This is a genomic window from Bacillus sp. XF8 (assembly GCF_017498755.1).
Lineage (GTDB): Bacteria > Bacillota > Bacilli > Bacillales > Bacillaceae_G > Bacillus_A > Bacillus_A bingmayongensis.
In genome coordinates this window covers 1-25992 of the sequence record NZ_JAGDQK010000028.1, presented here as the reverse complement: position 1 = coordinate 25992, position 25992 = coordinate 1, and the positions used below count along the sequence as shown (strand labels likewise).

Sequence of the window (25992 nt, the reverse complement as noted above, 5' to 3'; positions counted from 1 at the left end):
GTAGAAGATAATCAAACTTTATTTTAAAGCTACACGAAACAATTCCTATAGGGCATCTGCCTTATATAATATTGAACAAATTCAACAAGAAACTAATATGCTCCTTAAAGAATTAATACAGGTACTCAAAGAGGAAATAACTGATAAACTTTAACTTCCAATAACGAATTTTACGTCAACTAGCACCTCTTGCGGGGGGCTAGTTGTTTTTTTCTGTAGCAAAGATGAGATCTCACTTTTAGAAACTGTCTTAGTGTATAAAATCCGCGTTTTGCCGTCAGTACCCCATCACCATCAAGTTAAGAAAAGCAAATACCCCAAAACGAAAAAATGAGAAATTATGGTTTGTAGCGAGTGTTAGTACAACGAAAAATTTTGAGGATAAATTCGGATGTTCAGGTGAGTTATATGATAATTACATGAAAAAACCAGAAAAATCCGTATCTGAAATAGAAAAAGAAGAAAAAACAAAAAAACAATAGCACCCATAAATAGAAGTTCCTAGAAAAAAGAGCGATTTTTGCTATAACAACAAGAATTGCTCTTTCTTCGTTTTCCCTATCTAGGCCTAGAAGTCATTTAACGGATTATTCACGAAAGAATAGTTAATCGCCTTAAAACCACAATCTCGGCGACATCACTTACTCTTTCTTGGGTTAGCGTCACATCGCCATCAAGCTAAAAAAGTGTATCCATAAAACGAAAAAACGGCAGGAAATCTCACCGGTATGAGAAGAGGACAGTCTTTGATATTCTGGGCATTGTATATGAGTATGGTGGTTTTGTCGTTTCAAAAAATATTCTTGCTGGAAAACCAGTTAGATATTCGTTTAGAGAAGAGAGTTCTATCCCACAATTAAATGGCTGGAATTTGTATTCTATAGATGATACGGATGACTATGTGAACCATGCGGAAAATTTTATCATCTTAAACGCGGAATCTATTTTTAAAATTGCTCCTGTAATGTTTGAGATTTTTGAAGCGCCTTACGGAACGGATCTATGCTGGCTATATGAAGCAGGAGTGCATATTGGTTTTTATGATATAGCCGCCAATAAAGAAGTGACAATTGATGAAGTTATAAAACAAGATGTATTTTAATGTGTAGTAATATTTTATAAGTTATTCAGCAAATGGCAGTAACAGAAGCCCCTTATAAGCCCCTTGCAAGCCCTATATAAACCCCTATCAAGTAATAAATCATTAAATAAACAAAAGAAAAAACAACTACAAGAACAAAAAGAATTTCAAAAAGAATTATAAAAACAACTACAAGAAAATAAAAAAAGTAACACACTAGTACTAGTAAAAAATTATAAAATAAATTCGCCAAATTCCTTCTTGTAAACCTATATATAGTAAGGAATGACCAATTTCGATATTTATCACTAAAAGGACGGGAGGAAGAAATATGGGAGTATACCGGAGTGTACAGGTGAATTTTTGGCAAGATGAGTTTGTGCTTGATTTAACGCCAGAGGAGCGCTATTTTTATATGTATTTGCTGACATGTTCCAAGACGAGACAATGCGGAATTTATCCACTGCCACTACGTTTGGTAGAGATGGAAACGGGGTATAATCGCGAAACGATTGAGAAGTTGTTGCAGCGGTTTGTTGCGTATGGAAAGATATTATATGACGTGAATACAAAAGAGTTATATGTTCTAAATTGGCTGCGTTATAATCCTGTTACGAATACGAACATAGAAAAGTGTGTGTTACGTGAATTAAAGACTGTGAAAAATAAAGAGTTTGTACATATGTTTCTTCAAAGATGCCTCGAGGAAGAGTTGAATATTCCGCTATTGCTAGAATATTTCGGAATGCCGGTCGAAGTATCAGATATGATTCCGCAAGAAGTTGTTCAAGGTCATGAAGGGGATGAAGTAGTACAAGAAGTAGCGCTAGAAGTGGTAGAGGAAGAAGTAGAAGAAGTGAATCCAGGTAGTAGTGTATTCACATTTTATGAACAAAATTTCGGTAGTTTGTCATCTTATGCAGTGGAAATATTAAGTGAATGGATGAACAAGTTATCAGAAGAGCTCGTATTAAAAGCACTCCAGATTGCGTATGAAAATAATAAGCGGACGCTTGCTTATGTGAAGGGAATTTTACGAGATTGGCATGGGAAAGGATATACGAAGCTCAGTGAAGTAGAGGAAGCGGCAGTGAAGTTTCGAAAGAAAGAACCGTCTGGTGTTTATGAGACAGAGGAATTTTTGAAACAATGTGAAGAGTGGGAGAAGAATGTACCGTCTGAGGAAGAATTGCAGAAATTCTTGCAGGAACACGGATGGAAACCGTGAGTGTTTAACATGTTTAGGAGTGGAATAGTGATGGATCCATTCAATAAGAAAAAATTTATAACAAGTAAGGGTGGTTTTACTATAGATAAGCGGAAGGATTTTTTACTATCTGAAATTGATGAAGTGGCTTTAAAAGATATGAATAAATTTTTAGAAAGTAAAAACGGTGAAGAAAAAAATTATTAAAAAAATACTTATATAGCGGTGTAATTGTTGTGACAGTAGCATAGGAGAATGTAAAAGCTTCATAAAGGAAATCGGTTTTATCCAATGGGTGGTAGTTGGTTTTGAAAATATTTAGAAAATCCAGTTGACACCCTTGCTACTTAGTGTTACATTGTAGTTGTAATAAGTAATACTGAATAGTATATTTTCTCAACAGCTATTCAGTAAAAATTTCCCTTAGTACTCTGTTATACTGAATATAAGTCAGACAAAATAGAGGAGGTAAAGGAGGATTAGAACATGGAAAATTTAACTGAAATGCTGAAGGGCTCGCTGGAAGGTTGTGTGCTGGAAATCATCAGCCGCCATGAAACCTATGGCTACGAGATTACTCGCCACCTGAACGAGCTTGGTTTTACTGAAGTTGTGGAAGGGACGGTCTATACCATCCTCGTGCGATTAGAAAAGAAAAAACTTGTGAATATAGAAAAGAAACCGTCAGATATGGGGCCGCCCCGCAAGTTTTACTCACTTAATGAGGCTGGCCGTCAGGAACTTGAATTGTTTTGGAAAAAATGGGATTTTGTATCATCAAAAATCAACGTCTTGAAGTCAATCTAGCTTCATAAGATATTCCGTCCGATATTTTTGGAGTGTCTTGTTCAGCTTTATAAAAAAGGAGGAAAAATAACATGATGGAAATGTTCAAAAAAATGATTGGTGATAAAAAAGAGTACAAAATGATGATGGCACGGGTTGGAGCCCTGCCAGAGGACTACCAGTTTGTATTTAAGAAAATTCAAAACTACATGTGGAATTTCTCAGCGGGCAACGGGATGGATATGCTACACATACAGTATGAATTAATCGAGTTGTTCGAAGCCGGTGCGGCGGAAGGAAGACAAGTGTTGGAAATCACTGGGGACGATGTGGCGTCCTTTGCTGACGAACTAGTGGCAAACGCTAAAACCTATGTCTCCAAGTATCGTGAAGATTTGAATCAGAGTATCATGAAGCGATTGAGAAAAAAATAAATGCAATGGATAATATTGACTGATTAGCTGGTTATAAATATGAATTACCGCCATCGCTATTCAGTTATATTTTTTACCCAGTAATAAGTAATACAGGTTATCAGTAAGACTAAATAGAAGAGTATAGGCAATCTAGCTCCGCAAAGCGCTTTTTATAAGGAGGAAAAAGTATGAGCAATGCAGCGATTTCTGTAAAAGGGTTAAAAAAATCCTTTAAAGACAAGGAAGTCTTAAAGGGGGTGGATTTTGAGGTGCAGCGTGGCGAAATTTTCGCACTGCTGGGCTCAAATGGAGCGGGCAAGACGACGACGGTCAACATCCTCTCGACGTTGATGAAGCCCGATGGCGGCGAAGTAGGTATTTGCGGCTTTGACGTTCAGCGTCAACCGTATTATGTTCGCCAGAGCATCAGCCTGACAGGGCAGTTCGCAGCTTTAGACGGCATGCTCACCGGGCGAGAAAACTTGATAATGATTGCCAAGTTGCGTGGAGATTCCAATCCCACTCAAGTCGCCGACAATCTGCTTGCAAGATTCAGCCTGACCGATGCGGCTAACCGCCGAGCAGACCAGTATTCAGGCGGGATGAAGCGCCGACTTGACATCGCCATGAGCCTGATCGGGACGCCAGCAGTCCTTTTTCTCGACGAACCGACGACAGGGCTTGACCCTGAAGCACGGATTGAAGTCTGGGATACCGTCAAGGAGCTTGCCGGCGGCGGCACAACCATCTTGCTGACAACCCAGTATCTGGAGGAAGCTGAACAACTGGCGGACCGTATCGCTATCCTGCATGGCGGAAAAATCATCACGACCGGTACCCTTACCGAACTTAAAGAGATGTTTCCGCCAGCGAAAGTGGAGTACATCGAGAAGCAGCCGACATTAGAGGAAATTTTCCTCGCGATCATCGGTAAAAAGGAGGAGAGGTAAATGAAAAGCAAAACAGGCGTATTACTAGGGCGTTTAATGCGCAACATCATGCGCAGCCCGGATACAATTATCACGGTGGCGATTACGCCGATTATGATGCTACTGCTGTTTGTCTACGTATTTGGCGGCGCCATAGAGACAGGAACGGACAACTACGTCAATTATTTATTGCCGGGAATCTTGCTGATGGCTATCGCATCTGGTGTCGCTTACACTTCCGTGCGACTGTTTACGGATGTAAAGAGCGGGCTTATGGCGCGTTTCATTACCATGCCTATCAAGCGCTCGTCGGTATTGTGGGCTCACGTGTTGACCTCGCTTGTTTCCAATGCGCTTACTATCTTGGTGGTTATCCTCGTTGCACTTTTGATGGGCTTCCGTTCCAGTGCTGATATCCTGGATTGGCTCGCGGTAGCTGGGATACTCGGGATGTTTACGCTGGCACTGACATGGCTGGCTGTCATTCCCGGATTGACAGCGGGATCTATGGAAGGGGCGACAGCCTACTCGTATCCGCTGATTTTCCTGCCGTTTATCAGTTCGGCCTTTGTTCCCACTGAAACCATGCCTAAAATTGTCCGTGCGTTCGCTGAGAACCAGCCCGTGACTTCAATCGTGAATACAATTCGTGCCCTCTTGTATGAAGGGTCTGTTGGCAACGATATCTGGATCGCGCTTGCTTGGTGCGTCGGCATCATGATCATCGCTTACTTCTTCGCCAGTAAAACATTTAAACGCCAGTTAGGGTAAGTACACCATCGGTTTGGTGTCTCGTGGCAACTGAATCTTCCAAAATAAAATATATGTTTGGAAAAGCACGGGAAAATTTTCCGTGCTTTCATTATTTGTCATGTTCTCAGGGGAACTATTGTCGATGTAATTCCTTCATATTATTGAACAATCGGGCGCAATTCTGGAATAAGAATTGTGCTTTTGTTTTTATATAGAACCACTTAATAAAATGGGACTTTTAAACAAAAATGGACATGAAAAATTGTATGGACATGATGTTGGTATTGAACAAGAAGGGATTGGCTTATTAGAAGAACTTGAAAATGAGTTAGAAGACGGCGTAGATTGGAGCATTATACAGGGAATTGAAGAGGATCTCGTAGCTTCACTCATTCGATATATTTTTTGAATTGTTATATAATAATGACAACTTTGAATCGTTAGGCTTATTTCAACTGCTAGCAGTAGCGAGCATTGGAACTTGTTGTTTATATAAACTAGCTCAATCACGGTGAAGTAGGAGGGGATTAAGTGATTACATTAAGACCGATGAATAAAGAAGAATTTCAACTATACATTTCTGGTGCAATTGAGAACTATGCAAAAAACAAAGTTACTTCAGGAAACTGGGGTGAAGATGAGGCAATCAATCTATCTAAGAAAGAATTTTCTAGACTGTTACCTAAAGATGAGAAATCTGAGCTGAATTACTTGTACTCTATTTTTCAAGACCAACAACTAGTCGGAATGATTTGGATTGCAAAAACATCAACTACAAATCCAGATCAAGGCTATATTTTTGATTTTATAATCTATGAGCCACACCAAGGACAAGGGTATGGTAAGCAAGCAATGAAAGAAATTGAAATTATTGCTAAAGAATTAGGAATGAATAAAATTGGTCTTCATGTTTTTGGGCATAACAAAGTTGCACGTAGGTTATATGAACAGTTGGGTTTTGAAATTACAAATATAAATATGGTGAAGGTCATTTGAAAAAGAGACTGTATAAGTGTATAAAAGTAACGTTATAAAAACTTATATGTAATTGAAATATAAAGCGCTCATTTTGATTAACCTTTTTTCAAGTTGAGCGTTTCTTTTTGTTGTACGATTAATGTTTGTAGTTATTTAATAATTAACCTTTATGACAAACCAATATTCTAGAGTGTTTGTAATAGAATGAAAAATTATTAAAAATATGTACATCATTATATACGGTTGTTTTATATTAAATAAATAGGTAATGGAGCGCAATGGGAGGGAGAAGTTATGGATCATATACACATTGCAAAAGAAATTCGTTCAGCAATTAAGTTAGGTAATACGGAAAGAGTTGTTGAACTAATTGGTAATGATATTGAGAGATTACATATGATGACAGCTTTTGGGACATGGCTTCATGTAGCGTCTTCAAAAGGGAGCCTTGAGATTGTTAAGCAGCTTATAGCCTTAGGAGCAGACGTGAATCAAAATGGTGGTATTTACGGCGGCGGGGCACTCAATGAGGCAGCTTCAAAAGGACATATAGAGATTGTCACATATTTATTGTCCTGTGGTGCAAAAATGGATGTCACTGCCCCAGAAAGGAATCCGTTATTTGGCGCAATTAGTAATGGTCATGTAGCTATTGCAGAGCTTCTAATTAAAAGTGGTATTGATTCAAGTGTGAAGTATAGTGGTGATAGAGATGCATTAGCTTTTGCTCGAGAGCGGGGGCAAACTGAAATGATTCGATTATTAGAAAACACAGATGAAAGTAACTCATCTGTAACAAATTACGATATTCAAAGTAAACATAATCAGATTTTAGAACATGTAGCCAAATACTTCGGGTCTCCAATTATGGCCATAAGTGAAATCATACCTGGAAGTAGAGTAGGGATTCATATTCATATCATACCACCATCAAAAGAGAATCATTTCATCACTCTTGTGACGACAGGGATGAGTGACTATCCAATGGACAATTCGGAAGAAGCAAGTGAGTGTAAGTATGCTGAATTGATACAAAAGTTACCTGTAGACTGGCCGATAAATAAAGAGGATTTGAAGGATCAAAATATGTATTGGCCTCTAGGCTGGTTAAGAAAAACAGCACATATTCCGCATGCTTATGACGGATGGTTAACTGAAGGGGTAATTCTTCCAAACGGAGAACCGCCGCAGCCTTTTGCGTCTCGTACAAAACTGTCCTGTATTATGGTATGTAAAGTGCAAGAAAAGGGATTGGAGAAATTAGTGACTCCACAAGATGATCTCATTAATTTTTATACACTCGTACCAATTTATGAGGAAGAACGAACTCTGGCCTTAGAGAAAGGTTATAAATACTTATTAAATAAAATGAATGAAAAAGGTATCACAGACATTCTTGATACGAAAAGAGTAAATGTAGGAGTATAGAAAACGGTCATTACAGGGGAGTGGGATGTTTTGATTGAAGGTATAAATTTAATGAATTGCCTTTGGTATGGAAATAGACCAATTGAATCGATTTCAAATATAAAAAAGAATATTTTGCATGCAAAAACAGAAAAGGAAGTTTTATTAAATGTAATTGAGCTTTTTAAGGCTGGTGATTTTTCACAAAAACAATTGTTAATCCAACTAATGAATCATACGAATGATGAAAGTGTATTAAACTTATGTATTCGCATTTTTTGTTCTATTGCTACTCATGAAGATATTAGGAATTCTAACAATCTTACATTTTTAGCTTCAGCAAGTGAATACATAGTAGATACGTTTTCATCAGCAGCTGTAACATCGCTCTCTATGGGGATTATTCCGTATTTATTAGTGTTACTTGAAGAGTGGGATGAAATAACAGATACTTCGATGGTCATAAGGAATTCTATTGATTTTTTTATAAACTATCAAGATGTGATTGGAGAAGAAGCAAGTGTAGAAGAGATTGGGGGATTTTATCTTAATTACACGAAATACTGTGATGTGGAAAAATACTATTTCTATCAGAGTCCAGTGTTTCCTGGAGATTTAACAAAAATATTGTTTGAAAGAGTAATAAGGGCGGCACATCATGAAGAACCATTAAAAATGGAATTTATACCATCCTTACTATCAATTTGGACAGGAGAGAAAGTGCCCGCTGATTATTATACGATAATTTGCAATGATAATTATAAAGACTTTGTAACGTATATAGATACTATTTCGAAAAGAAGTTGGGAAAGTGGGCAAAAATATTTTTATGGGTTTAAGTTATCATAATGCAGTCGTTGTTTTTTTATGTTATCTATGAGTATTTAATTTATGCTTCACTTTTGGAATAACAAATTTTTTATATGAGATTGTTATGTTTTGAAGATTTTTTCTGTTTATACCTTATTTTTGATAGAATGGAAGATAAATGGGAAGTGAAAGGGAGATGGACATCTTGATTTATGATAAAGCAAAGTACTATTTTGATGACCTTCCAGAAGATTTGCCAATTGAACAAGCATATGTACATACTGGTATGTTTCTTGGGTGGATTATTGACAATCATTTATTTAGTAAAGCGTTTGAAGAAAAGTCTCGAGAGGATATTAATAAGTTTAATCTTAGACAAATGACTGGCACGCAAATCTATATAAAATGGGGTGGTGTGCTTGCAGATGACATGTTAAATGATGAGGGTAATCAATTTGCAATGTATTACTTTAATAGTGATAATGATTGGAAATATCTATATGATTATAGGGATGTTTTTGTAGATGCAGGCGATACACTTTATCATGCACAAGATACTTGGGAAAACTATTTTGAATTAAAAGAAGAGGTTAATTATAGCTATCTCAATTGGAACAACAACATACGGAAATCGTAACAACTTATTATCGAAAAAATGTAAAGTCCAAAGTTAAAAATAGAGGGAAATAACGAGCTGTAAACTCTGTCGTTGTTTCTCTTTTTGTATAACCGGTTATTTTTTTGAAAATACGTTTCGTTTATGAATGGTCGCAATGGGATGTAATTAAATATCAAGAAAGGTAGTTTAATAAGAAACGAGCGGTGAGGAATACAATGAATGGATACAAGAGGAAGTTGATTTCTTAAAAGATTTCGAGTTTATTCCTTTAACTAAAAAAGCTTTTGAATAAAATATGCAACAAACGGAATTTCTTACTTATGAGGAAGTGTGCGGTGAGTGCCTTGGTAATGAAAGAATTATTGCTTATTTTGGAAAGATATAGTGAATATAAGCGAGTTATAAAGAAAGAGGATTCGATACATAATTTTTGTGAAATAAAGTAAGACAAAGCTTTCCTAAACACGTGAATGTATGTAGGGGAGTTTTTATTATGTGTTGAAGCCGAGATGAAGTATTAAAGTCGAAATATATTCGCGCTTATTATTTTCAAGGGGTTACAACTGTATATGTTAACAATATGTACATAGGATAAAAACAGAAAATTAATAATATATTGACCTCTTTATAGTTCGTGCTATAAAATTGAAATCGATAACAAACGTTTTCTTTATAATATTTTTCGTGATCTTTTGATATTTACGGGTATAAAGAGGCATAAGCAACTCTTTTTTTAACATTTAATGCAAACGTTTTCGTTGGTTTTTATTCCTTTTTACCTTGGTTTTTTCTATTAGAAGATCATTGAAATAAAAACGTTCAATAAGGGGGGATTATAAAAGAGATTTCTAGACTCATTTAAGCAGTTATACTTAGTAATGTTTTAAGAAGGGGTGTATTGGATGCATATGACAAAAAAATTAATAAATAAGACGTTTTTATTACTTACTGTAATTGCTATGCTATTATCTGGTTTTTCGTTTCAGAGTGTACAAGCAGAAACAAATACGAAAACAACTGAAATTATCGTTCATTATAAGGAGAAGGCTGGAAATACAAAAGACTGGAATCTTTGGATGTGGACTGAAAATGGGAGTGGTAAGTCCTATGAATTTACTGGGGAAGATGAGTTTGGTAAGTATGCTAAGGTGAAAATAGATGGTGATTATAATCGCGCCGGATTTATAGTTCGTACGAATGAATGGGAAAAAGATGGTGGGGATCGTTGGATTGAAAATATTAAGGATGGCCGTGCTGAAGTATGGGTTCTTTCTGGCGATGATAAAGTATATGATTCTAAGCCTTCTTCTGACCTTTCTATTCAGAAGGCCGCTATTGATAGCTTCAATCAAATCACTGTAACTACTAATGTTCCATTCAATATTAAGGAGCAAAAAATTGAAATTGAGGGCGTTAACATTGAGAAAGTTAGTCCTTATGATACAAATGGTGGAGAGATTACCAATAGGGTTAAAATAATTACAGAAAAGAATCTTGATTTAAAACAAACATACAAAATCAAAATAGGAAATGCCATTGAAGCTAATACTGAAATTGGTAACGTAATTCGTAGCGAAGAATTTGATCATTTATTTTATTATGATGGTAATGATTTAGGTAATATATATACGCCGCAGGAAACAAAGTTTCGTTTGTGGGCTCCCACTGCGAGCGAGGCAAAGTTGGTTACTTATAAAAAATGGAATGATGAAAAAGGTACTGAAATCAGCATGGATCAAGGTGAAAAAGGAACTTGGACTGCCAAACTTACAGGTAATCAAAAAGGCCTTTTTTATACATATAAGGTGAAGATTGGGGACAAATGGACTGAGGCCGTTGATCCATATGTGCGTGCTGCTTCTGTTAACGGTGATAAAGGTGCAGTCGTTGATTTAAAAGAAACAAATCCAAAAAATTGGAAGGGGAATAAAAAGCCGAAATTTAAAAACCCGGAAGATGCTATTATTTATGAGTTACAAGTACGTGATCTTTCCATTCAACCTGAAAGTGGTATTAAACAAAAAGGAAAATATCTTGGTGTAACAGAAAAAGGAACGAGAGGACCAGGGGGCGTAAAAACAGGTCTTGATCATATTAAAGATCTTGGTGTTACGCATGTCCAGTTTTTACCGATATTTGATTATGCTTCAGTAAATGAAGAAAAATTAAATGAACCACAATATAACTGGGGATATGATCCGAAAAATTACAATGTACCAGAAGGCTCGTATTCTACGAATCCTTATGAGCCGACTGTTCGAATTACTGAATTAAAGCAGATGATTCAAACACTTCATGATAATAAACTTCGTGTTGTAATGGACGTTGTATATAATCATATGTACAATGCGGCTGAATCTAATTTCCACAAGTTAGTTCCAGGGTATTATTATCGTTACAATGAGGATGGCTCACTCGCAAATGGAACAGGTGTAGGGAATGATACGGCTTCTGAACGAAAGATGATGAGGAAATTTATGATAGATTCCGTCGTGTATTGGTCGAAAGAATATAATTTAGATGGATTCCGTTTTGATTTGATGGGTATTCATGATGTCGAAACAATGAATGCGATACGTAAAGCTGTTCATCAAATTGATCCTTCTATTATCCTTCATGGAGAAGGTTGGGATTTAAATACCCCTCTAGCACCGGAGTTAAAAGCAAATCAAAAAAATGCGGAGAAAATGAAAGGAATCGCTCATTTTAATGACGATATACGTGATGGATTGAAAGGCAGTGTATTTGGGGATAAGGATAATGGTTTTGTGAACGGAATGCAAAACATGGAAGAGCGCATGAAAAAAGGAATTACGGCTGGTATTGATTATGATAAAAAAGTGTCTACTTATCAGGATCCTGAGCAGGTTCTAACGTATGTTGAAGCACATGATAACCATACATTATGGGATAAGCTTGAGTTGACGAATCCTGGCGACAGTGAAGAAGTACGTAAACAAATGCACAAGTTGTCTTCTTCTATCATATTGACATCGCAAGGGGTTTCATTCTTGCATGCAGGGCAAGAGTTCATGCGTACAAAATATGGTGACCATAATAGCTACAAATCCCCTGATTCGATTAACCAGATGGATTGGATGCGCCGTGCAGCATTCGATAAAGAAGTAGATTATATGAAAGGCTTAATAGAGCTACGTAACAAGTATTCAGCTTTTCGCATGACAACTGCAGATCAAATTAAAAAGCATATAACGTTCATGGATGCACCAAAAAATGTTGTAGCTTATACAATCGATAGCAAAGCAAATGGAAATAAAAACGAATATTTTGTTGTAGCTCACAATGCGAATAGAGAAGCGGTAGAAATAACTCTTCCATCAAAAGGTCCTTGGAAAGTGCTAGTAGATGGTGAACGTGCAGGAAGTAAAGTGCTACATGTTTTCCATGATAATAAGATTAAGATTCCTGCATTAAGTTCATTTGTTTTAAAAACAGAGAAACCAATCAAATAAGAATAGATGATGCAAAAGGAAATCGTGTTTGAAACAAAGATTACCTACATCGGGATTGCAAAAGGTTCTTTGTTATAGACTGTAAAGTAAAAGGTAGAAACACTCATACTCCTATTAATAAATTAACTATGATAATATAAAATATGGAAAAAAGATGAAAAATTGTAGAAGATATACTAAACTGAAAAGTGAGAAGGTTTTTATTAAACGGACAAAATTTTAAGGGGAGTTTAAGATGAGTATAAAAGTAATAAGGGCAACAGGAATGATGGGCGGAGCTACAAGAGTGGCTTTAAAGGTAGATAATGAAGTTGTAATGAAATTAGAAAATAATGAAGAGTACACGCTCCCTTCTGATGTAAAAGAGGCGAAGATAAAAGCAAATCAATTGTTTTTCGGAAGTAAAGAAAAGCAAGTGAAAAGTGGCGATATAGTCGAAATTAAGATTAATGGTCTAGTGATGCTGTTGTTTATGGTATCGTTAATAGCGGTGTTATTTGGTTCGACGATTGGTCTTAATGTTATTTTGTTTGGTGTAATCGGCTGTTTCGTAACGATTGTTTATTCAATAAATCATTGGTTCACGTTAGAAGTTAAATAATAGGAAACAGCAGAGGTTTTAAAAACTCTGCTGTTTTTTTACATCATAATTGTTTGAATAGTGTTGCGTATTCTAGTAACTAGTGAGTATCTATGTCTAAACAATTACTTCAAAATTACCACGATAATTAACACCTAATGGAGGGATCTGAAATGGAAGATTGGGAATACAATGAATTGTTTGAAGCTATTAATGAAGCCTATAATGATTTTTTAGCTTTAAATAGAGGATATAAATATGCAATAGCAAGGGCTGCTGATGAATATATAAATCTAGGGAAAATAGAAGACGTTATTGCCGATGCAGCTATAGGTGAAATATTGTTAACTCATGACAAAGTTTTTATTGGATATATAAAAGGGATAACAAAGAGATTAAGTAGGTTTCATCCAATAGACGCAGTGGGAGAATTAACACAAGAAGAAATAAGAGATTTAACGAGTAGAATACATAAAGTATTAGAAGGCTTTGAAGAAGTAGAGATTGATTATAATCCTTCAGCAGAATAATGCGATGTATTCTCTTTCGTGCTGAAGAGGAAGGTATTGTTTGAATAAGTATGTATCCTTGGAGAACTAACAAGTGACTTTTCAGTTATTAGATTCATTTGAAAAGAAGGAACGTGCAGAAGGAGATTGTGATCACTAAAGTTAAAATTGAAACTCTTGTTAAAAATGGAGCAAAAGAACAGGAACTACAAAGATTATTGAAACAAGACTTATCTATATTTGCTGAAGTATATGCCTATCCTTCAGATGAATATATTTGCTTTTCAGAGTTTCCAATTGGAAATACTGGAAAGGAATTATTAAAAGTAAATCGAAGCTTTAAGTTATTCAAATAACGGAGCTGTTTAGTGTGATAATGAATAATTAATGAACTAAGTAATAATAGTATTTTAAGTACAAGATTAGCTTTATTTTTCCAATCTTCTTGTGTAATCAAACAAATTTTTTTACATTAATAAAATCTAATTATAAAGGAGAGCAAAATTATGAAAATTTCTAAGGGAGTAGAGATGCTGCACCTTGAATTTCATGGGAATATTATTCATCCAACCCTTTTATGGGATCAGGAAATGGCTGTTTTAATAGATACTGGATTCCCTGGACAAATTGAAGATTTACACATAGCGATGGATAAAGTAGGAGTGTCGTTTGATAAACTAAAAGTTGTGATTTTGACGCATCAGGATATAGATCATATAGGCAGTCTTCCTGAAATATTGCAGAATTGTGGAAGGAATATTAAAGTTTATGCTCACGAACTAGATAAGCCTTATATCCAGGGGGATTTACCTCTTTTGAAAGACGGGCACATAGAGAATCCACCGAAGGGAAAAGTGAATGATACCTTGATTGACGGTCAAGAACTGCCGTATTGTGGCGGGATTCGTATCATTCATACTCCAGGGCATACTCCTGGACATATCAGCTTATATTTGAGGCAAAGTAAAACGCTTGTTGCTGGGGATTCGATGTACAGTGTAAACGGAACACTAGGGGGGATTCATGTTCCAACCACTTTGGATATAAAGGCTGCTCGACGGTCTTTGAAGAAATATTTAGACCTAGATATTGAATCTGTGGTTTGTTACCACGGAGGATTAAGTAACGGAAATATTAATGAGCAGATCCAAAAATTATAGAGGATGCTAATAACAGATTATCATTTATTGAGGCGTTGTTGCTAAACGGGTGTGAAGGTTGAAGAATAGCTGTTCTTTTTTGGTAGCTCTATTTATCTTTTTCGTTCTTCAACATGGTATGTCAACACGAAACTAGACAATTTTTTTAAGGTGTTCCTGCCTGTACTGAACAGGACTCAAATAGCCTAGTGTTCCATGGATTCTAATATTGTTAAACCAGTTTACGTAGTCGTTCAATTCTAAGGTCAATTCTTCTAAACTTGCGAAATGACGATCGCGAACGAACCCTGTTTTAAAAATTTTGTAGGTTGCTTCCGCTACTGCATTATCGTATGGACAGCCTTTTGCACTTAATGAGCGCTTGATTTGGAAGGTCTCTAACGTGTCATGAATCAGCTTGTTTTTGAACTCATTCCCTCGGTCTGTATAAAATAAGGTAATCCGATTCAAATTTGTTTTCACCGTTGCGAAAGCTTGAGAAACAAGCATATAGGTTTGCAAAGTATTTTGGATAATCTTTATTTCAAAGCAATACTATTAACATACACAATTGTTTATTGAATTAAATACATTTATGCATAGTTTTTCCAATTTATATTTGATAATATAGATAAATAGGCATGAAATACATAATATGTTAATAGTTAGGGGGATATTAGAATTGAAAAGAACACCTGAATTTGTACTAGGTTTAATCGGTGGTATTTTGGGGATTATAATTTCTATTATTATATTGTTGGTAGCTATTACTGCTATGGAAGGTATTGATTATAAACTTTTAACTTATTATTCTATTGTATTAATTATTCAAATAGGGTTGTTAGTTTTAGCGTGTTCAGTAAATAAGGTTAACAATATAGCATATGGACTTTGTATGATATTACTCCCATTAGTAACATTGGTTATGTCAATATTCCTTTTATTTATTCCAGTAATTCTACAAATTATTTCTGGTGGATTTGCATTTCGACCTTTAAATCAGAAATCTAATTAAAACAACTTCTTGTAAATAACTGAATAATTTCCTAGTTTACAGTAGCTATTGAAATGTACATAAAACGTATATTAGTTAAGTGTAATCCTTATAGTTGTGATAAATCTTTTTTCAATTGTTGGTTTGAAACAATACCGCACAGATATGATTTGAATGGATTGACACCGAAGGAATATATTATAGAACAATTATTGAATGAATTTGAACAAAAAAAAGAAGAGTTTGATGTAAGGGGAAAAGAGTTAAAAACAACAACAAAACGGATTAAAGAAATTGAACCGCCAACAGAGTTTAAAAATAACCATCAAGGTATCATTGAAGCAATGGACTTATTCGATGAAGGATTTACACTTCAACAAGAAGCGTTAAATGAGTTAAACGAAGATAAAGTAAAACAGGATTTAGAAAAGATAACAGAAGACGGTAAAAAGTGGAGAGCGTCTACAGAGAACATCGGTCAAATGGAGAAAGAACTTCTAGATAACCTAAATAATGAGAATAATCTTAATGATTAAAACAGTCAATGAAGGGGTATCAATTAAGTCATGAAGGCAAAGAAAATCGCAAGTGTAGCAGTACCAGTCATGTTATTATTCGGTTGTGGGGGAGAGAAGACAGACGCACCTAAGAAGGATAAAGCATCTGAATCTCAAACTGTAGCTAAGAAAGTTAAGGTTTCAAAAGAAGACTATCCAAACAAGATTAATGACTTATGTGTAGAATTTGATAAGTTATTTGCAGAGTATAAGCAAACAACTGATGAAGTCATGAGTGGTAAGAAAAAGAAAGAAGAAATACCAAAGAAACTGAAAGAGTTAAATGGGGTAGTTGATAAATTTGTAGAGATAGACCCACCTAGTGAATATAAAGAAACACAAAAAGACGTAGAGAAATCAATGGGGTATTTTAGAGAGTCCTTTAAACTTGTGAATGAAGTATTTACTAGAACAACTAGAGGTTCAACAACGGATAAAGAGTTAATGGACGAAGCAAGTGCAAAACTAGTAGACGCAGACAAGTATTGGGCTAAATTCTATAAGTCAATAGAAGACAATATTAAACTAGGTGATGGTACGATAACAGCTAAGGATTTAAAAGGTTTAGATAAGAAAGCTGGCATTGAATACGATAAAGTAAAAGAAAACTTATCTAAAGACGGTAAAGAACTAGTGGGTACATGGGGATTTGATGACCCTAACGGTTACATTGTTTCAATGGTAATACACGAGAATGGTACATTTGAAACATATGGTAAAGGTGAGTATCCTGATAAAAAGAACTACTTAACTGGTACATGGAAATATAACCCGAATGGTTATGCATTCACGATTCATATTGAGAAAAGTTTTAGAGACGGTGTAGAAGAAGAGGAAGCTAGGAATGTAGACATACCTTATAAAGTTCAAAACTTTGATGGTAAGAACGTCCAATTCTTTAGTCCAAAAACGTTTAACACAATTAGGTATGTGAAACAAAAGTAAAAGGGAAAGGGTTAGGTTTAAACAGCCTAGCCCTTTATTAAGTAGGAGGTATAAGTCTGAAATATAGCTGGTTACGTAAGTGTCAAATCGGATTAATTCTCTAAAATTAAATTGTATATTCACTATCTAGTCTAATACTATATTTTAATAAAAACTATTTTCCTGAAATGAAATTTATTCACCAGTCTAAATCTTTATTTTATTAAATTAAAGATATAAGAATTGAGAGATCTAATTAGATCAATGATGTTCAGTCTAAAACATTTTTTAAACTGAACAATTTATAATAGAGATTCAATTATTTTGAGTCTAATACTATTTTCTATTTTTATAGTGGGTAATAATGAGTATTATCATGCTCAGTCTACAATTATTTTTAGGGAAACTTGCGATTCTTAAGCAACGAAAAGTTGATGTAGCAAGAGAACGAGTCTAAAACATTCTTTCAATATCCTGAACCGCTATTTTACCGACTACCTTAGTTACATGTTCAATAGTAATGTCATTGGTTGCATAGGCAATTACTTGATCTGTAATGCTTAGTGCATTCCTTAATCCATCTTCTGCTAATTGTGCGGTTAAGTGTAAGGCTTCGTCAGTTATGTGTATACATTTGTATTGGATTTCACGACCAAGACCCAATAATGCGTATGAGTAGAAAATAACAATCTACCTATTTTTTAGGAAATAATATTTACGGAGTCTAAAGTAAAGAACGAGAAAACTTACATATTAATAAAGTTTTGCAAGAACAGAGCGTTCACAGCGAAGAAATAGGTTTCTATACGATGGAGAGTATGATAAGGAGAGACAAAATGGAGCATTGTGGAATGGTTTCGTTGTGGCTTGGTACTACTCAATCATTTAATCATCTTCAAGAATATGTTGATATGGAATATACGGAAGATGGAGATATAATACATTCAAAATTTGGAGTTAACTTTGATTTTGGTTACTACGATGAAGATAACATGGAAGTTAATTTCTATGAGAAACCTAAAACAAACATAGAGGATATTCTAAGGAACTTTTCATATAGTGAGATTATTATTCCTAATTTTAAAGATTTGATAGAAAAAGAAAATGTAGAGGAGAGTATTAATTCCGTTATATTGCTTTATGATTTTCAATATGATGCAGAGAAAGTAAAAGATACATATGAGGATCTAGAATTTATATTTATTGGTGCTGCACCTTATTATGAATAGCTTTAAGGGGTTGAATGATGTGAAAAAGCAAATGAGCAGAGAAGAACTTATTGAACTTGTGGAAATGTTATGTGACCCTAAATTGCCGGATGAGTTAGGAAGTAAATTTTAGAAGAAAATGTTCCTCATCCGGCACCTAGTAATCTAATATTTTGGAATGATATAGAACTAACTCCTGAAGAAGTAGTAGAAATTGCATTAAGCTATAAGGAAGAGAAGGAATAACTTAAATAGGTAGATTAGAGAGTCTAGAAGGAGATTGTATTTGTATATATATATAGAAATGTTGTAGATAAGGAGAGGATTAGATGGAAAGTTCAAAAGTTGTATTATGTATACCTGGTTTATGGAAGAATAGAAGTGAACTTATTGAAGCGATTGTAAGAAAAAGTGAGGGATATATGTTCGCTGGGAATTATATTAGTAAACTAGGGGATCCGAGTATTTTTTTTGAAGTTGATATATATGAACATGACGAGAGAGTAGCAGAAGCTTTTGAAATTGCTGGATATAATACACTTACTGAGGAAGACCTGGATCTTATTAGAAAACATTCTTTAACTTTGTATTTAATTGGAGACGGAGGTTCTATTGAAAAGGTAAGGAAGTTAGTTGATACTGCAAATGCACTTGTAAAAGCTGGAGGACTGGGGGTGAAAGTTGAATCTTCAGGTACTGCAAATACAATTGAAAACTGGAATCATATGTATCATACAGATGATGCAGTAGAATTATTTCAAGCTTTTGTAACAGTGATCGAAGAAGAGGATTTTTACTATACATGTGGTATGCATTGCTTTGGACTACCGGATGTAATTACTTTTAAAGATCAAGTAACTCCGCAATATGCTCAAGAATTAATGAACGTTTTTTGTCTGTATAATCTCATTGAAAAGCCTAGCTTAACGGACTATTCTACATTTAGTCTAGATGAAAATAATCCTCATTTCATATTACAACATACGGAGTGTAGACATTTTTCAGAAGATGAATTGTTTTATAATCAGTATGGAATTTGGGCGTTAGTAAAAAAAGAGTAGTATAAAATTTGTTGTGATAGGAATAGAGGGGGCAGGAAATCCGATTTGTTGTAAATAACTAACTGTAGAAATGATGAGAGTTGATATGGATACAGGTGAATAAGAATGGAGTGCTTCTAATTTAGAGGTATATTTACATAGGTATTGACTGAAGAGATACAAATCCATTTTTGATGATAGATTTGTAGGGGGAAAATTAAGTGAAGTAAAGGGGAATATGTGTGTCTATTCAGAATGCAATGCAACAATACTTTAGGTTAAGAATAAAATTAGCGCACGAAGGTTTAGATTTTCTATTAAAAACACCAGTTCTTGAAGAAGTGAATCCTATTCTTTATGATGGGGAAATAGATGAGGAGGGTTATATTCTATGGAAACCAGTAGAAAAAAATATCGTACACGACTTTATCCATTTAGAACAAGAAATAGGAGTTCAGTTTCATCAAACAGTTACTACGTATTTTAATTCCTATTGGTTTGCTGAATTAAATGGTTTTTATAAAAATTATTATATTGAATTAGAAGCGGTATTGCCGAGTATTGAATTGAATTCATTTAAAGAACGGTTAAAGGGCTATAAGGGGAACCACCAAGATAGATTAAAACATATTCCAATAGGTATTGAAGGTAACGGAATGTTAGTTGTGATTGACAATGAAGATGGGAAAGTTAGATTAGAAGATTTTGAGAGAGGTTCATTTGAAACGATTTCAGAAAGTATACAAGGGTTGATTTCGAATTTATGTTTGAAGAGGTGATCAGCGTTGAAAGCGATCATGCAACGTTACTTTGAAAGTTACTTATTGAAATGGAGCGATTGGAACGGAACACACCCGCAGGTTCCATTTAATGTAGAGATTGACAAGCGCTTATATATTGGTGAAAAGGATGAGGATGACTATATATTTTGGAAGCCAAAGGAGAAGGATGAATATGATAATTTTCAAGAATTTGAAAAAGAACTAAATGCTAATCTTCATTCTGATATAAAAGAATATTATAATTCCTATTGGTTTCTCGAGATGATTGGTTGGATTGATAATTACAATATTAGTTTATTCCCTGTAACACCAGGTGTTGAACCATTTTTATTTATAGAGCGTGTTCAAGATTATTTATTTCTTAGACAAGGGGATGAAATATATATTCCTATAGGATTTGAAAGTAGTGGGATGTTAATTCTTATGAACAATCGTACTGGAGAAATTGTTATAGAAGATTTTGAAACGGAAGAGTATCGGCATCTTAGTGCAAGTTTAAAGGTACTCATTTCTCGATTAAGTTTCCGATCAATTTGGTAGTGTTTTGTTGGCTTTATATCTGTTAATTGGTGTGTATTGTTATAGAAATTATAGGGGTGTAGTTATATGACAATCCAATTTTGTAAGGAAGCAGTTGCATACTTAAAACCAATAGTAAAAGAGGATCTTGATGAAGAGTGTTTTACTTTATCTGAAGAAAATAGTTTTGTTCATACATGTTTTAATGAAGACCTAATTATTACTTTTTTAGTTGAGAATGATCAAAACGATTATTTTCAATATGTTCAAAATAGGCATATATCAGAAGAAGGCTTAGATGAGGAGCAGTTATTAGAAATCGGGATAGATAATCTTTATAAATTAGCAGATGAAAAAGAACTACGGGTTCACACGCTATCGGAAGGGTGTTTTGCTTTAATTCTTGACGGGAGTTTCGAAGCTAGTTTAATTGTTTTAGACGACTTATGGGATTACTCACTAAAAGAATTCGTATCAAATGGATATGCGGTTGCGATACCAGCGAGAGATATTCTTGTTTTTTGTGATTGTAATGCTAGTAATGGAATTGAAAAAATGAAAAGTATAATAGAAAAGGTTTGGGAAGACGGAGATCATTTATTGATTGATAAAATTTTAGTGAGAAGTGAGGGGAAATGGGGGTATTTATAATCATCTAAAATAGTCAAAAATAAAATTGTACTTATTATAATAGAGTAAGTATTTAGAATGAAAATGAAGTGCTTGTGAAAAGAGGGAGAAAATAAGTGGAAAAGTTTATTAGGAATATCGGAGATAAAACTTTCATTGCTCAGGCGGATGAGTGCTTTGCGATGCAGGTAGAAGGTTTATTTCATTTTTTAACTGAAGTAGAAAATGATCGATTAATAGATGGTTTTTCTATACAGGTTGGTTGGTCGATTTACTTTCTTGATAAAAGGGAAGATGGATTTCATATTACTGTACATGATTATACGAAGAATCCATTTCAAGATATGACAGAGGATTTAACGATTTCTTTATGGATATTATTAAACCAAGTGAGTTTTGTAAAGTCATTAGCAATTGAAGGGGAGTTACTGCGTTTTTGTGATAAAGTTGTTGCTGCTAAAAATGTACTAGAGTTAGATAATATTTACTTGGAAAGAACAAAGGGGTGTGAAAAAGGTGATTCCGGTTGGTATATAGGTCCTGTTAATGATGAGGATGACACAGAAGAGTACGAAGCGTTTTATGCATATGAATTACTAAAATTGAGGCCTTCTCTTATTCAAGTTTTAACATTGCCTTCTGAATATCTTGTAATCTTTGAAAAAGATGAAATGAAAGCAGTTGTAGATGAAAATAATGTTAACATTTTGGATAGGATCGACGATATATGATCTAGTATAGAAAAAAGAGGTAGCAACTTGTTAATGTTAGTACCTCAATAAAATTGTAGAATCGAATTGAGGTAGAAAAAGTCTAATTACATAATCGAGTAACATATACAGGTGGATTTTATGGCTTATAAAAATAATTTAATCAATCTATTTAAAGATAAAGTTATATTAATGATACTTCTTTTAATTTCTGCTTTCCATATGGTGAATTTTGCATGCTTTTTTTTACAGTTACGATAGCCTTGTTTCAGGACGATCCGACTGCTGATATGAGTACTGAATATTTTCCAATGGTTATGCCGCATTTATATCCAGTTCTCATTGGTGTTTATTTATATTTATGGCTTTTGTCAGCTGTTATTTTTATCAGAAGTACTTATCGAATTCTAAATGGAAAAAGATAGCTGTGGAAGCGCTTTTTCTTATTATCGCATTTGTCATTCCGAAATTTTTAGGTGCGTTTAAAATTCCTTTGCTAGAAATGCTTTTAAGATAAAGAGTTTGCTATTGAGTATTTAATAAAAAAGAGAGCCTCAGTAAATCAAAATTTACTGGGGCATTTTATCGTTATCTTTTGAGTATGACAGCTCACGATAAGAATGTTAAAAAGTAAATAGTGCTCTACATATCAAAGATTAATGGTTCTCTACAATCTGAAAGGGTTCTCTCTTAATATGAGCGAATACATTGAAAAAGGAGGGAGCCTGTATGGAAGTTGTTGTGAAGCAGAAGAAGAAAAGAGGTAAGGGAAAAAGAATTGTCATTTGGTCTGGTAGTATTATTCTTGTTTTACTTGTTGCCGCGGCAATTTTTGCAAATGCATTCGCAATGAAGTCAATGCCAAAGGTAGAAGGGACGGTTCATGTCAGTGGATTGCAAAAATCGGTTCAAGTAACACGAGATGAAAAAGGTGTGCCTCATATTAAAGCTGAGAATGCGCATGATTTATATTTTTCACAAGGATATGTTCAGGCGCAAGATCGGTTGTTTCAAATGGACTTAAGTAGAAGACAAGCATCTGGAGCATTAAGCGAAGTGGTTGGAAAGACAGCGCTAGATAAAGATAAATTGTTCCGAACCCTTGGGCTTAGACGGGCAGCAGAAGCATCGGTGAATCAATATACTGGTGAAGCAAAAGATGCATTAGAGTCGTTTGCCGATGGAGTAAATGCATTTATAAAGGAAGCGAAAAAGGACGGGAAACTACCAGTAGAGTTTCATTTACTAGGATACGAGCCTGCTGAATGGACTACGGTTGATTCTTTAACGATTGGAAAGTATATGGCTTTTGACTTAGGTGGTCATTGGCATGGGCAAGCATTTCGTTTTTGGGCACTTCAACATCTTTCAAAAGACCAGGCCTATGAGCTATTTCCGACTTATCCAAAGGATGCCCCTAGACTATTAGCACAGTTGAATGATCTGAATGTGAATGTGGAAAAAAGCTTTGCAAAAGCAATTATTCCTCCAGAATCTAATGGGAGTAATAATTGGGTAGTAAGTGGAGAAAAAAGTGCATCTGGAATGCCTATATTAGCAGATGACCCTCATCTTTCTTTAGCGACACCATCTATATGGTATCAAACACATTTAGAAATGAAAGATATAAATGTAAGCGGCGTTATTTTCGCGGGTGTTCCTGGTGTTATGTTAGGGCATAACAAACAAATTGCTTGGGGTGTTACGAATACAGGTCCGGATGTACAAGATTTATATATTGAAAAAAGAAATCCTGACAATCCAAATGAATTTTTGTATAACGAAAAATGGGAAAAAGCTACGATTGTGAAGGAACCTATAAAAGTGAAAGATGGAAAAATAATTCCTTATGAAGTAACGATTACGAGACATGGTCCGGTCATTTCAGAATTTGCTTATAAAAATAAAGATGAGGCTGTTTTTGCTCTAAAATGGACGGCATTGGAACCTTCAGCTGAATTAAAGGCTGTATTAAATATGAACAAAGCAACAAATTGGACTGAATTTGAATCAGCGCTAGAAGATTTTCATACTCCTACCCAAAACTTTTTATTTGCATCAACAGATGGCACAATTGCTTATAAAGCAAACGGAAACATACCGATACGGAAAAAAGGGGATGGGATTTTACCCGTTCCTGGATGGACAGATGAATATGAATGGGAAGGCTATATTCCATTTGATAAACTTCCAAAAGTTATAAATCCAAAGCAGGGATTTATTTCGACAGCCAATAATAAAATTATAAATGATGATTATCCGTATCATATTAGTCACATTTGGGCGCAGCCGTATCGTCAAATGCGTATTCAAGAGTTTTTGCAGGAAAAGGATCAATTGACTGCGAAGGATTTACAAGAGCTGCAAATGGATCAAAAAAATCTTCACGCAAGAGAGTTTGCTCCAGTGTTTTTAAAAGAACTGAATAAAGTAAACGTATCGGACGTGGAGAAGCAGGGAATAAAAGAGCTTACAAATTGGGATTTTTACGATAATAAAGAAAAAGCGGCCCCGTTAATTTTTCATTTATGGATGAAAGAAATATCCAATACTTTATTTTCAAAGGAAATACCAAAGGATGTAATGGAATTATTTGAAGGTAAACAACAAGTTATTGATGAATTGATACGGAAACAAATGAACGGAGAAAACAGTGTATGGTTCTCTAAATATGGAGGCTTCACAGAAGTTTTACATACATCGTATTCAAAGGTAATGAAAAAGCTTGAAAAACAATATGGATCAGACGTAACGAAATGGAAGTGGGGAGAATATCATCAACTTTCTTTTACGCATCCTATGTCCAAATCATCTGATGTGCTCGCGTTCTTTTTCAATCGTGAAAAACCTGTCCCGATTGGGGGGAGTAATATTACGGTTCAAGCAGCAAGTTATGGAGATGATGGCATTGTGAATCATGGAGCATCTTGGCGATTTGTGATAGATACAAAGGACATGTCTAATGGCTATCATATCGTAGGACCGGGGCAATCAGGACATTTTAAAAGTGATTGGTACCATGATCAAGTAGAAGACTGGGTACATGGAAGTTATCATGTTACTAGGCTTAGTACAGAAGGAATAGATGGAAAAAGGTTAACTTTAACACCTAAATAATGTGTATAAGACTCTTACTCTTGTAGGAGTCTTTTTATTATTACTTAATAAAAATTTTCAAGTAGAAATAACTTCCTTATAAAGCGATAGTATACCATAATCAAATTATGGAATGTTATAATTTAGGGAAATATAGTTTTATGGTCATACAAATATAGGGGTGAGTACGTGACGAATTGTTATTTTGAGTTTGTAATACATAATGAGTCTCGTTTTCATAGACTAAGAGAATTTTTTTACAAGCTTAAGGAAGAGAAAGAAAAAGAGATGATAGATTGTAGTGATTCTATGTGGTTAGCGTATTTTGAGGAAGAGGTATTAAAACAGTTTTGGTGGCCGACGGAAGAAGAATTACATCATTACCAGATTTTATGGAAACAAATCCCTGTAGAAAAACGTTTAACAGACCCTAAACTGAGAACCCCATGGGACTTTGAATCTATGATTGATGCATTTGCTTCTGGGGAATATGAACTAGTCTCTTGTGAAAAGGCAACAAACAATATTGGGAGAATTGAATTTTATCCTTATGGATGGCCGTATGGCGGGAGCGATGTGTTTAGAGCTTTAATTGAGTATAGTGGGTTCAAAATTATTGATGACAGTGTATAGAAGCTTACAATCGTTAACAATCATAAAAAGAAACAATGGAAAGAGTGTAAGAATAAGAAAAAACATGGCAAACCGATTGCGTGGTCTGTTGAAGACTATGGGGAGTATTACATTGTGAAATGTTTAGTCGATGTACCGGAAAACCTTCACACAAATTATAGTAAAGCGGATGGTGTAATTGGGGTAGATTGTAATCTAGATCATTTTGCTTG

The 25992-nt window shown here is 34.7% G+C and carries 29 protein-coding genes and 5 pseudogenes; 32 read left to right on the top strand and 2 right to left on the bottom strand.

Annotated features, from left to right (window positions below; all coding sequences use genetic code 11):
- Positions 1 to 329: 329 nt before the first annotated feature.
- From J4P91_RS17550 to J4P91_RS17465, 18 genes and pseudogenes are all read left to right on the top strand, one after another.
- A pseudogene (locus J4P91_RS17550) lies at positions 330 to 482 on the top strand (DUF1433 domain-containing protein); the annotation flags it as partial.
- 218 nt (positions 483 to 700) lie between these two features.
- Positions 701 to 1102, top strand: a pseudogene (locus tag J4P91_RS17545) (DUF2185 domain-containing protein); the annotation flags it as partial.
- Between the two features lie 310 nt (positions 1103 to 1412).
- Positions 1413 to 2309, top strand: coding sequence for a DnaD domain-containing protein (locus J4P91_RS17540; RefSeq protein WP_207995135.1), 897 nt, complete (start codon positions 1413 to 1415; stop codon positions 2307 to 2309).
- 30 nt (positions 2310 to 2339) lie between these two features.
- Positions 2340 to 2495 (top strand): hypothetical protein, encoded by a 156-nt coding sequence (locus J4P91_RS17535; RefSeq protein ID WP_017151749.1) that lies wholly within the window; start codon positions 2340 to 2342, stop codon positions 2493 to 2495.
- A gap of 279 nt (positions 2496 to 2774) precedes the next feature.
- Positions 2775 to 3095 (top strand): PadR family transcriptional regulator, encoded by a 321-nt coding sequence (locus J4P91_RS17530; protein WP_017151750.1) that lies wholly within the window; start codon positions 2775 to 2777, stop codon positions 3093 to 3095.
- Positions 3096 to 3166: 71 nt separating this feature from the next.
- Positions 3167 to 3508: a DUF1048 domain-containing protein gene (locus J4P91_RS17525; RefSeq protein ID WP_017151751.1), complete on the top strand. Its 342-nt coding sequence runs from the start codon at positions 3167 to 3169 to the stop codon at positions 3506 to 3508.
- Between the two features lie 170 nt (positions 3509 to 3678).
- On the top strand, positions 3679 to 4440 hold the full coding sequence (locus tag J4P91_RS17520; protein ID WP_207995134.1) for an ABC transporter ATP-binding protein: 762 nt from the start codon (positions 3679 to 3681) through the stop codon (positions 4438 to 4440).
- Positions 4441 to 5190, top strand: coding sequence for an ABC transporter permease (locus J4P91_RS17515; protein ID WP_207995133.1), 750 nt, complete (start codon positions 4441 to 4443; stop codon positions 5188 to 5190).
- A 211-nt stretch (positions 5191 to 5401) separates the two neighbouring features.
- Positions 5402 to 5581 (top strand): hypothetical protein, encoded by a 180-nt coding sequence (locus J4P91_RS17510; protein WP_207995238.1) that lies wholly within the window; start codon positions 5402 to 5404, stop codon positions 5579 to 5581.
- 122 nt (positions 5582 to 5703) lie between these two features.
- A complete protein-coding gene (locus J4P91_RS17505) occupies positions 5704 to 6168 on the top strand; it encodes a GNAT family N-acetyltransferase (protein WP_207995132.1) in 465 nt (154 codons plus the stop codon).
- A 276-nt stretch (positions 6169 to 6444) separates the two neighbouring features.
- Positions 6445 to 7578 carry a suppressor of fused domain protein gene (locus tag J4P91_RS17500; protein WP_207995131.1) on the top strand — a complete coding sequence of 378 codons (1134 nt, stop codon included), beginning with the start codon at positions 6445 to 6447 and terminating at the stop codon, positions 7576 to 7578.
- A 30-nt stretch (positions 7579 to 7608) separates the two neighbouring features.
- A complete protein-coding gene (imm47, locus tag J4P91_RS17495; RefSeq protein ID WP_207995130.1) occupies positions 7609 to 8406 on the top strand; it encodes an Imm47 family immunity protein in 798 nt (265 codons plus the stop codon).
- 157 nt (positions 8407 to 8563) lie between these two features.
- Positions 8564 to 9004 (top strand): DUF7832 domain-containing protein, encoded by a 441-nt coding sequence (locus J4P91_RS17490; protein WP_237741373.1) that lies wholly within the window; start codon positions 8564 to 8566, stop codon positions 9002 to 9004.
- An 884-nt stretch (positions 9005 to 9888) separates the two neighbouring features.
- A complete protein-coding gene (pulA, locus tag J4P91_RS17485; protein ID WP_207995129.1) occupies positions 9889 to 12459 on the top strand; it encodes a type I pullulanase in 2571 nt (856 codons plus the stop codon).
- Between the two features lie 235 nt (positions 12460 to 12694).
- A complete protein-coding gene (locus J4P91_RS17480) occupies positions 12695 to 13060 on the top strand; it encodes a hypothetical protein (RefSeq protein ID WP_207995128.1) in 366 nt (121 codons plus the stop codon).
- A 152-nt stretch (positions 13061 to 13212) separates the two neighbouring features.
- Complete coding sequence (locus tag J4P91_RS17475; protein ID WP_207995127.1) at positions 13213 to 13569, top strand: Imm3 family immunity protein; 357 nt, start codon at positions 13213 to 13215, stop codon at positions 13567 to 13569.
- A 128-nt stretch (positions 13570 to 13697) separates the two neighbouring features.
- Complete coding sequence (locus tag J4P91_RS17470) at positions 13698 to 13904, top strand: hypothetical protein (RefSeq protein WP_154652029.1); 207 nt, start codon at positions 13698 to 13700, stop codon at positions 13902 to 13904.
- A gap of 150 nt (positions 13905 to 14054) precedes the next feature.
- A complete protein-coding gene (locus J4P91_RS17465) occupies positions 14055 to 14708 on the top strand; it encodes an MBL fold metallo-hydrolase (protein WP_207995126.1) in 654 nt (217 codons plus the stop codon).
- 132 nt (positions 14709 to 14840) lie between these two features.
- On the opposite strand, the pseudogene J4P91_RS17460 reads toward J4P91_RS17465, so the two are convergent.
- Positions 14841 to 15194 (bottom strand): annotated as a pseudogene (locus tag J4P91_RS17460) (transposase); the annotation flags it as partial.
- A 175-nt stretch (positions 15195 to 15369) separates the two neighbouring features.
- Here J4P91_RS17460 and J4P91_RS17455 point away from each other — a divergent pair.
- From J4P91_RS17455 to J4P91_RS17445, 3 genes are read left to right on the top strand one after another with little or no spacing between them, the layout of a single operon-like run.
- Positions 15370 to 15702, top strand: coding sequence for a DUF4064 domain-containing protein (locus tag J4P91_RS17455; protein ID WP_017151767.1), 333 nt, complete (start codon positions 15370 to 15372; stop codon positions 15700 to 15702).
- A 53-nt stretch (positions 15703 to 15755) separates the two neighbouring features.
- Positions 15756 to 16217, top strand: a complete 462-nt coding sequence (locus J4P91_RS17450) for a hypothetical protein (RefSeq protein WP_207995237.1) — start codon at positions 15756 to 15758, stop codon at positions 16215 to 16217.
- A 30-nt stretch (positions 16218 to 16247) separates the two neighbouring features.
- A complete protein-coding gene (locus J4P91_RS17445) occupies positions 16248 to 17183 on the top strand; it encodes a DUF3994 domain-containing protein (RefSeq protein ID WP_207995124.1) in 936 nt (311 codons plus the stop codon).
- A 432-nt stretch (positions 17184 to 17615) separates the two neighbouring features.
- Here the strand turns inward: J4P91_RS17445 and J4P91_RS29735 are convergent, their stop codons facing one another.
- On the bottom strand, positions 17616 to 17825 hold the full coding sequence (locus tag J4P91_RS29735; RefSeq protein WP_374192054.1) for a hypothetical protein: 210 nt from the start codon (positions 17823 to 17825) through the stop codon (positions 17616 to 17618).
- 173 nt (positions 17826 to 17998) lie between these two features.
- Here J4P91_RS29735 and J4P91_RS17440 point away from each other — a divergent pair, with 173 nt between their 5' ends.
- The 11 genes and pseudogenes from J4P91_RS17440 to J4P91_RS29595 form a co-directional block, all read left to right on the top strand.
- Positions 17999 to 18391 (top strand): immunity 22 family protein, encoded by a 393-nt coding sequence (locus tag J4P91_RS17440; RefSeq protein ID WP_207995123.1) that lies wholly within the window; start codon positions 17999 to 18001, stop codon positions 18389 to 18391.
- 31 nt (positions 18392 to 18422) lie between these two features.
- Positions 18423 to 18616: pseudogene (locus J4P91_RS17435) on the top strand (bacteriocin immunity protein).
- An 83-nt stretch (positions 18617 to 18699) separates the two neighbouring features.
- Positions 18700 to 19431 (top strand): DUF4261 domain-containing protein, encoded by a 732-nt coding sequence (locus tag J4P91_RS17430; protein ID WP_207995122.1) that lies wholly within the window; start codon positions 18700 to 18702, stop codon positions 19429 to 19431.
- Positions 19432 to 19652: 221 nt separating this feature from the next.
- Positions 19653 to 20189: a SecY-interacting protein Syd gene (locus J4P91_RS17425; protein ID WP_207995121.1), complete on the top strand. Its 537-nt coding sequence runs from the start codon at positions 19653 to 19655 to the stop codon at positions 20187 to 20189.
- A 6-nt stretch (positions 20190 to 20195) separates the two neighbouring features.
- The gene (locus tag J4P91_RS17420) at positions 20196 to 20732 is read left to right on the top strand and encodes a SecY-interacting protein Syd (RefSeq protein ID WP_207995120.1); all 537 of its coding nucleotides are present in this window, start codon (positions 20196 to 20198) and stop codon (positions 20730 to 20732) included.
- Positions 20733 to 20798: 66 nt separating this feature from the next.
- Positions 20799 to 21362, top strand: a complete 564-nt coding sequence (locus tag J4P91_RS17415) for a DUF1444 domain-containing protein (RefSeq protein WP_207995119.1) — start codon at positions 20799 to 20801, stop codon at positions 21360 to 21362.
- Between the two features lie 95 nt (positions 21363 to 21457).
- A complete protein-coding gene (locus J4P91_RS17410; protein WP_207995118.1) occupies positions 21458 to 22072 on the top strand; it encodes an immunity protein Imm33 domain-containing protein in 615 nt (204 codons plus the stop codon).
- Positions 22073 to 22287: 215 nt separating this feature from the next.
- Positions 22288 to 22476 (top strand): hypothetical protein, encoded by a 189-nt coding sequence (locus tag J4P91_RS28960; RefSeq protein ID WP_243763893.1) that lies wholly within the window; start codon positions 22288 to 22290, stop codon positions 22474 to 22476.
- A gap of 304 nt (positions 22477 to 22780) precedes the next feature.
- Positions 22781 to 25168: a penicillin acylase family protein gene (locus J4P91_RS17400; RefSeq protein WP_207995117.1), complete on the top strand. Its 2388-nt coding sequence runs from the start codon at positions 22781 to 22783 to the stop codon at positions 25166 to 25168.
- Between the two features lie 168 nt (positions 25169 to 25336).
- Complete coding sequence (locus tag J4P91_RS17395) at positions 25337 to 25780, top strand: hypothetical protein (protein WP_243763892.1); 444 nt, start codon at positions 25337 to 25339, stop codon at positions 25778 to 25780.
- Positions 25781 to 25822: 42 nt separating this feature from the next.
- Positions 25823 to 25992, top strand: a pseudogene (locus J4P91_RS29595) (IS200/IS605 family accessory protein TnpB-related protein); the annotation flags it as partial.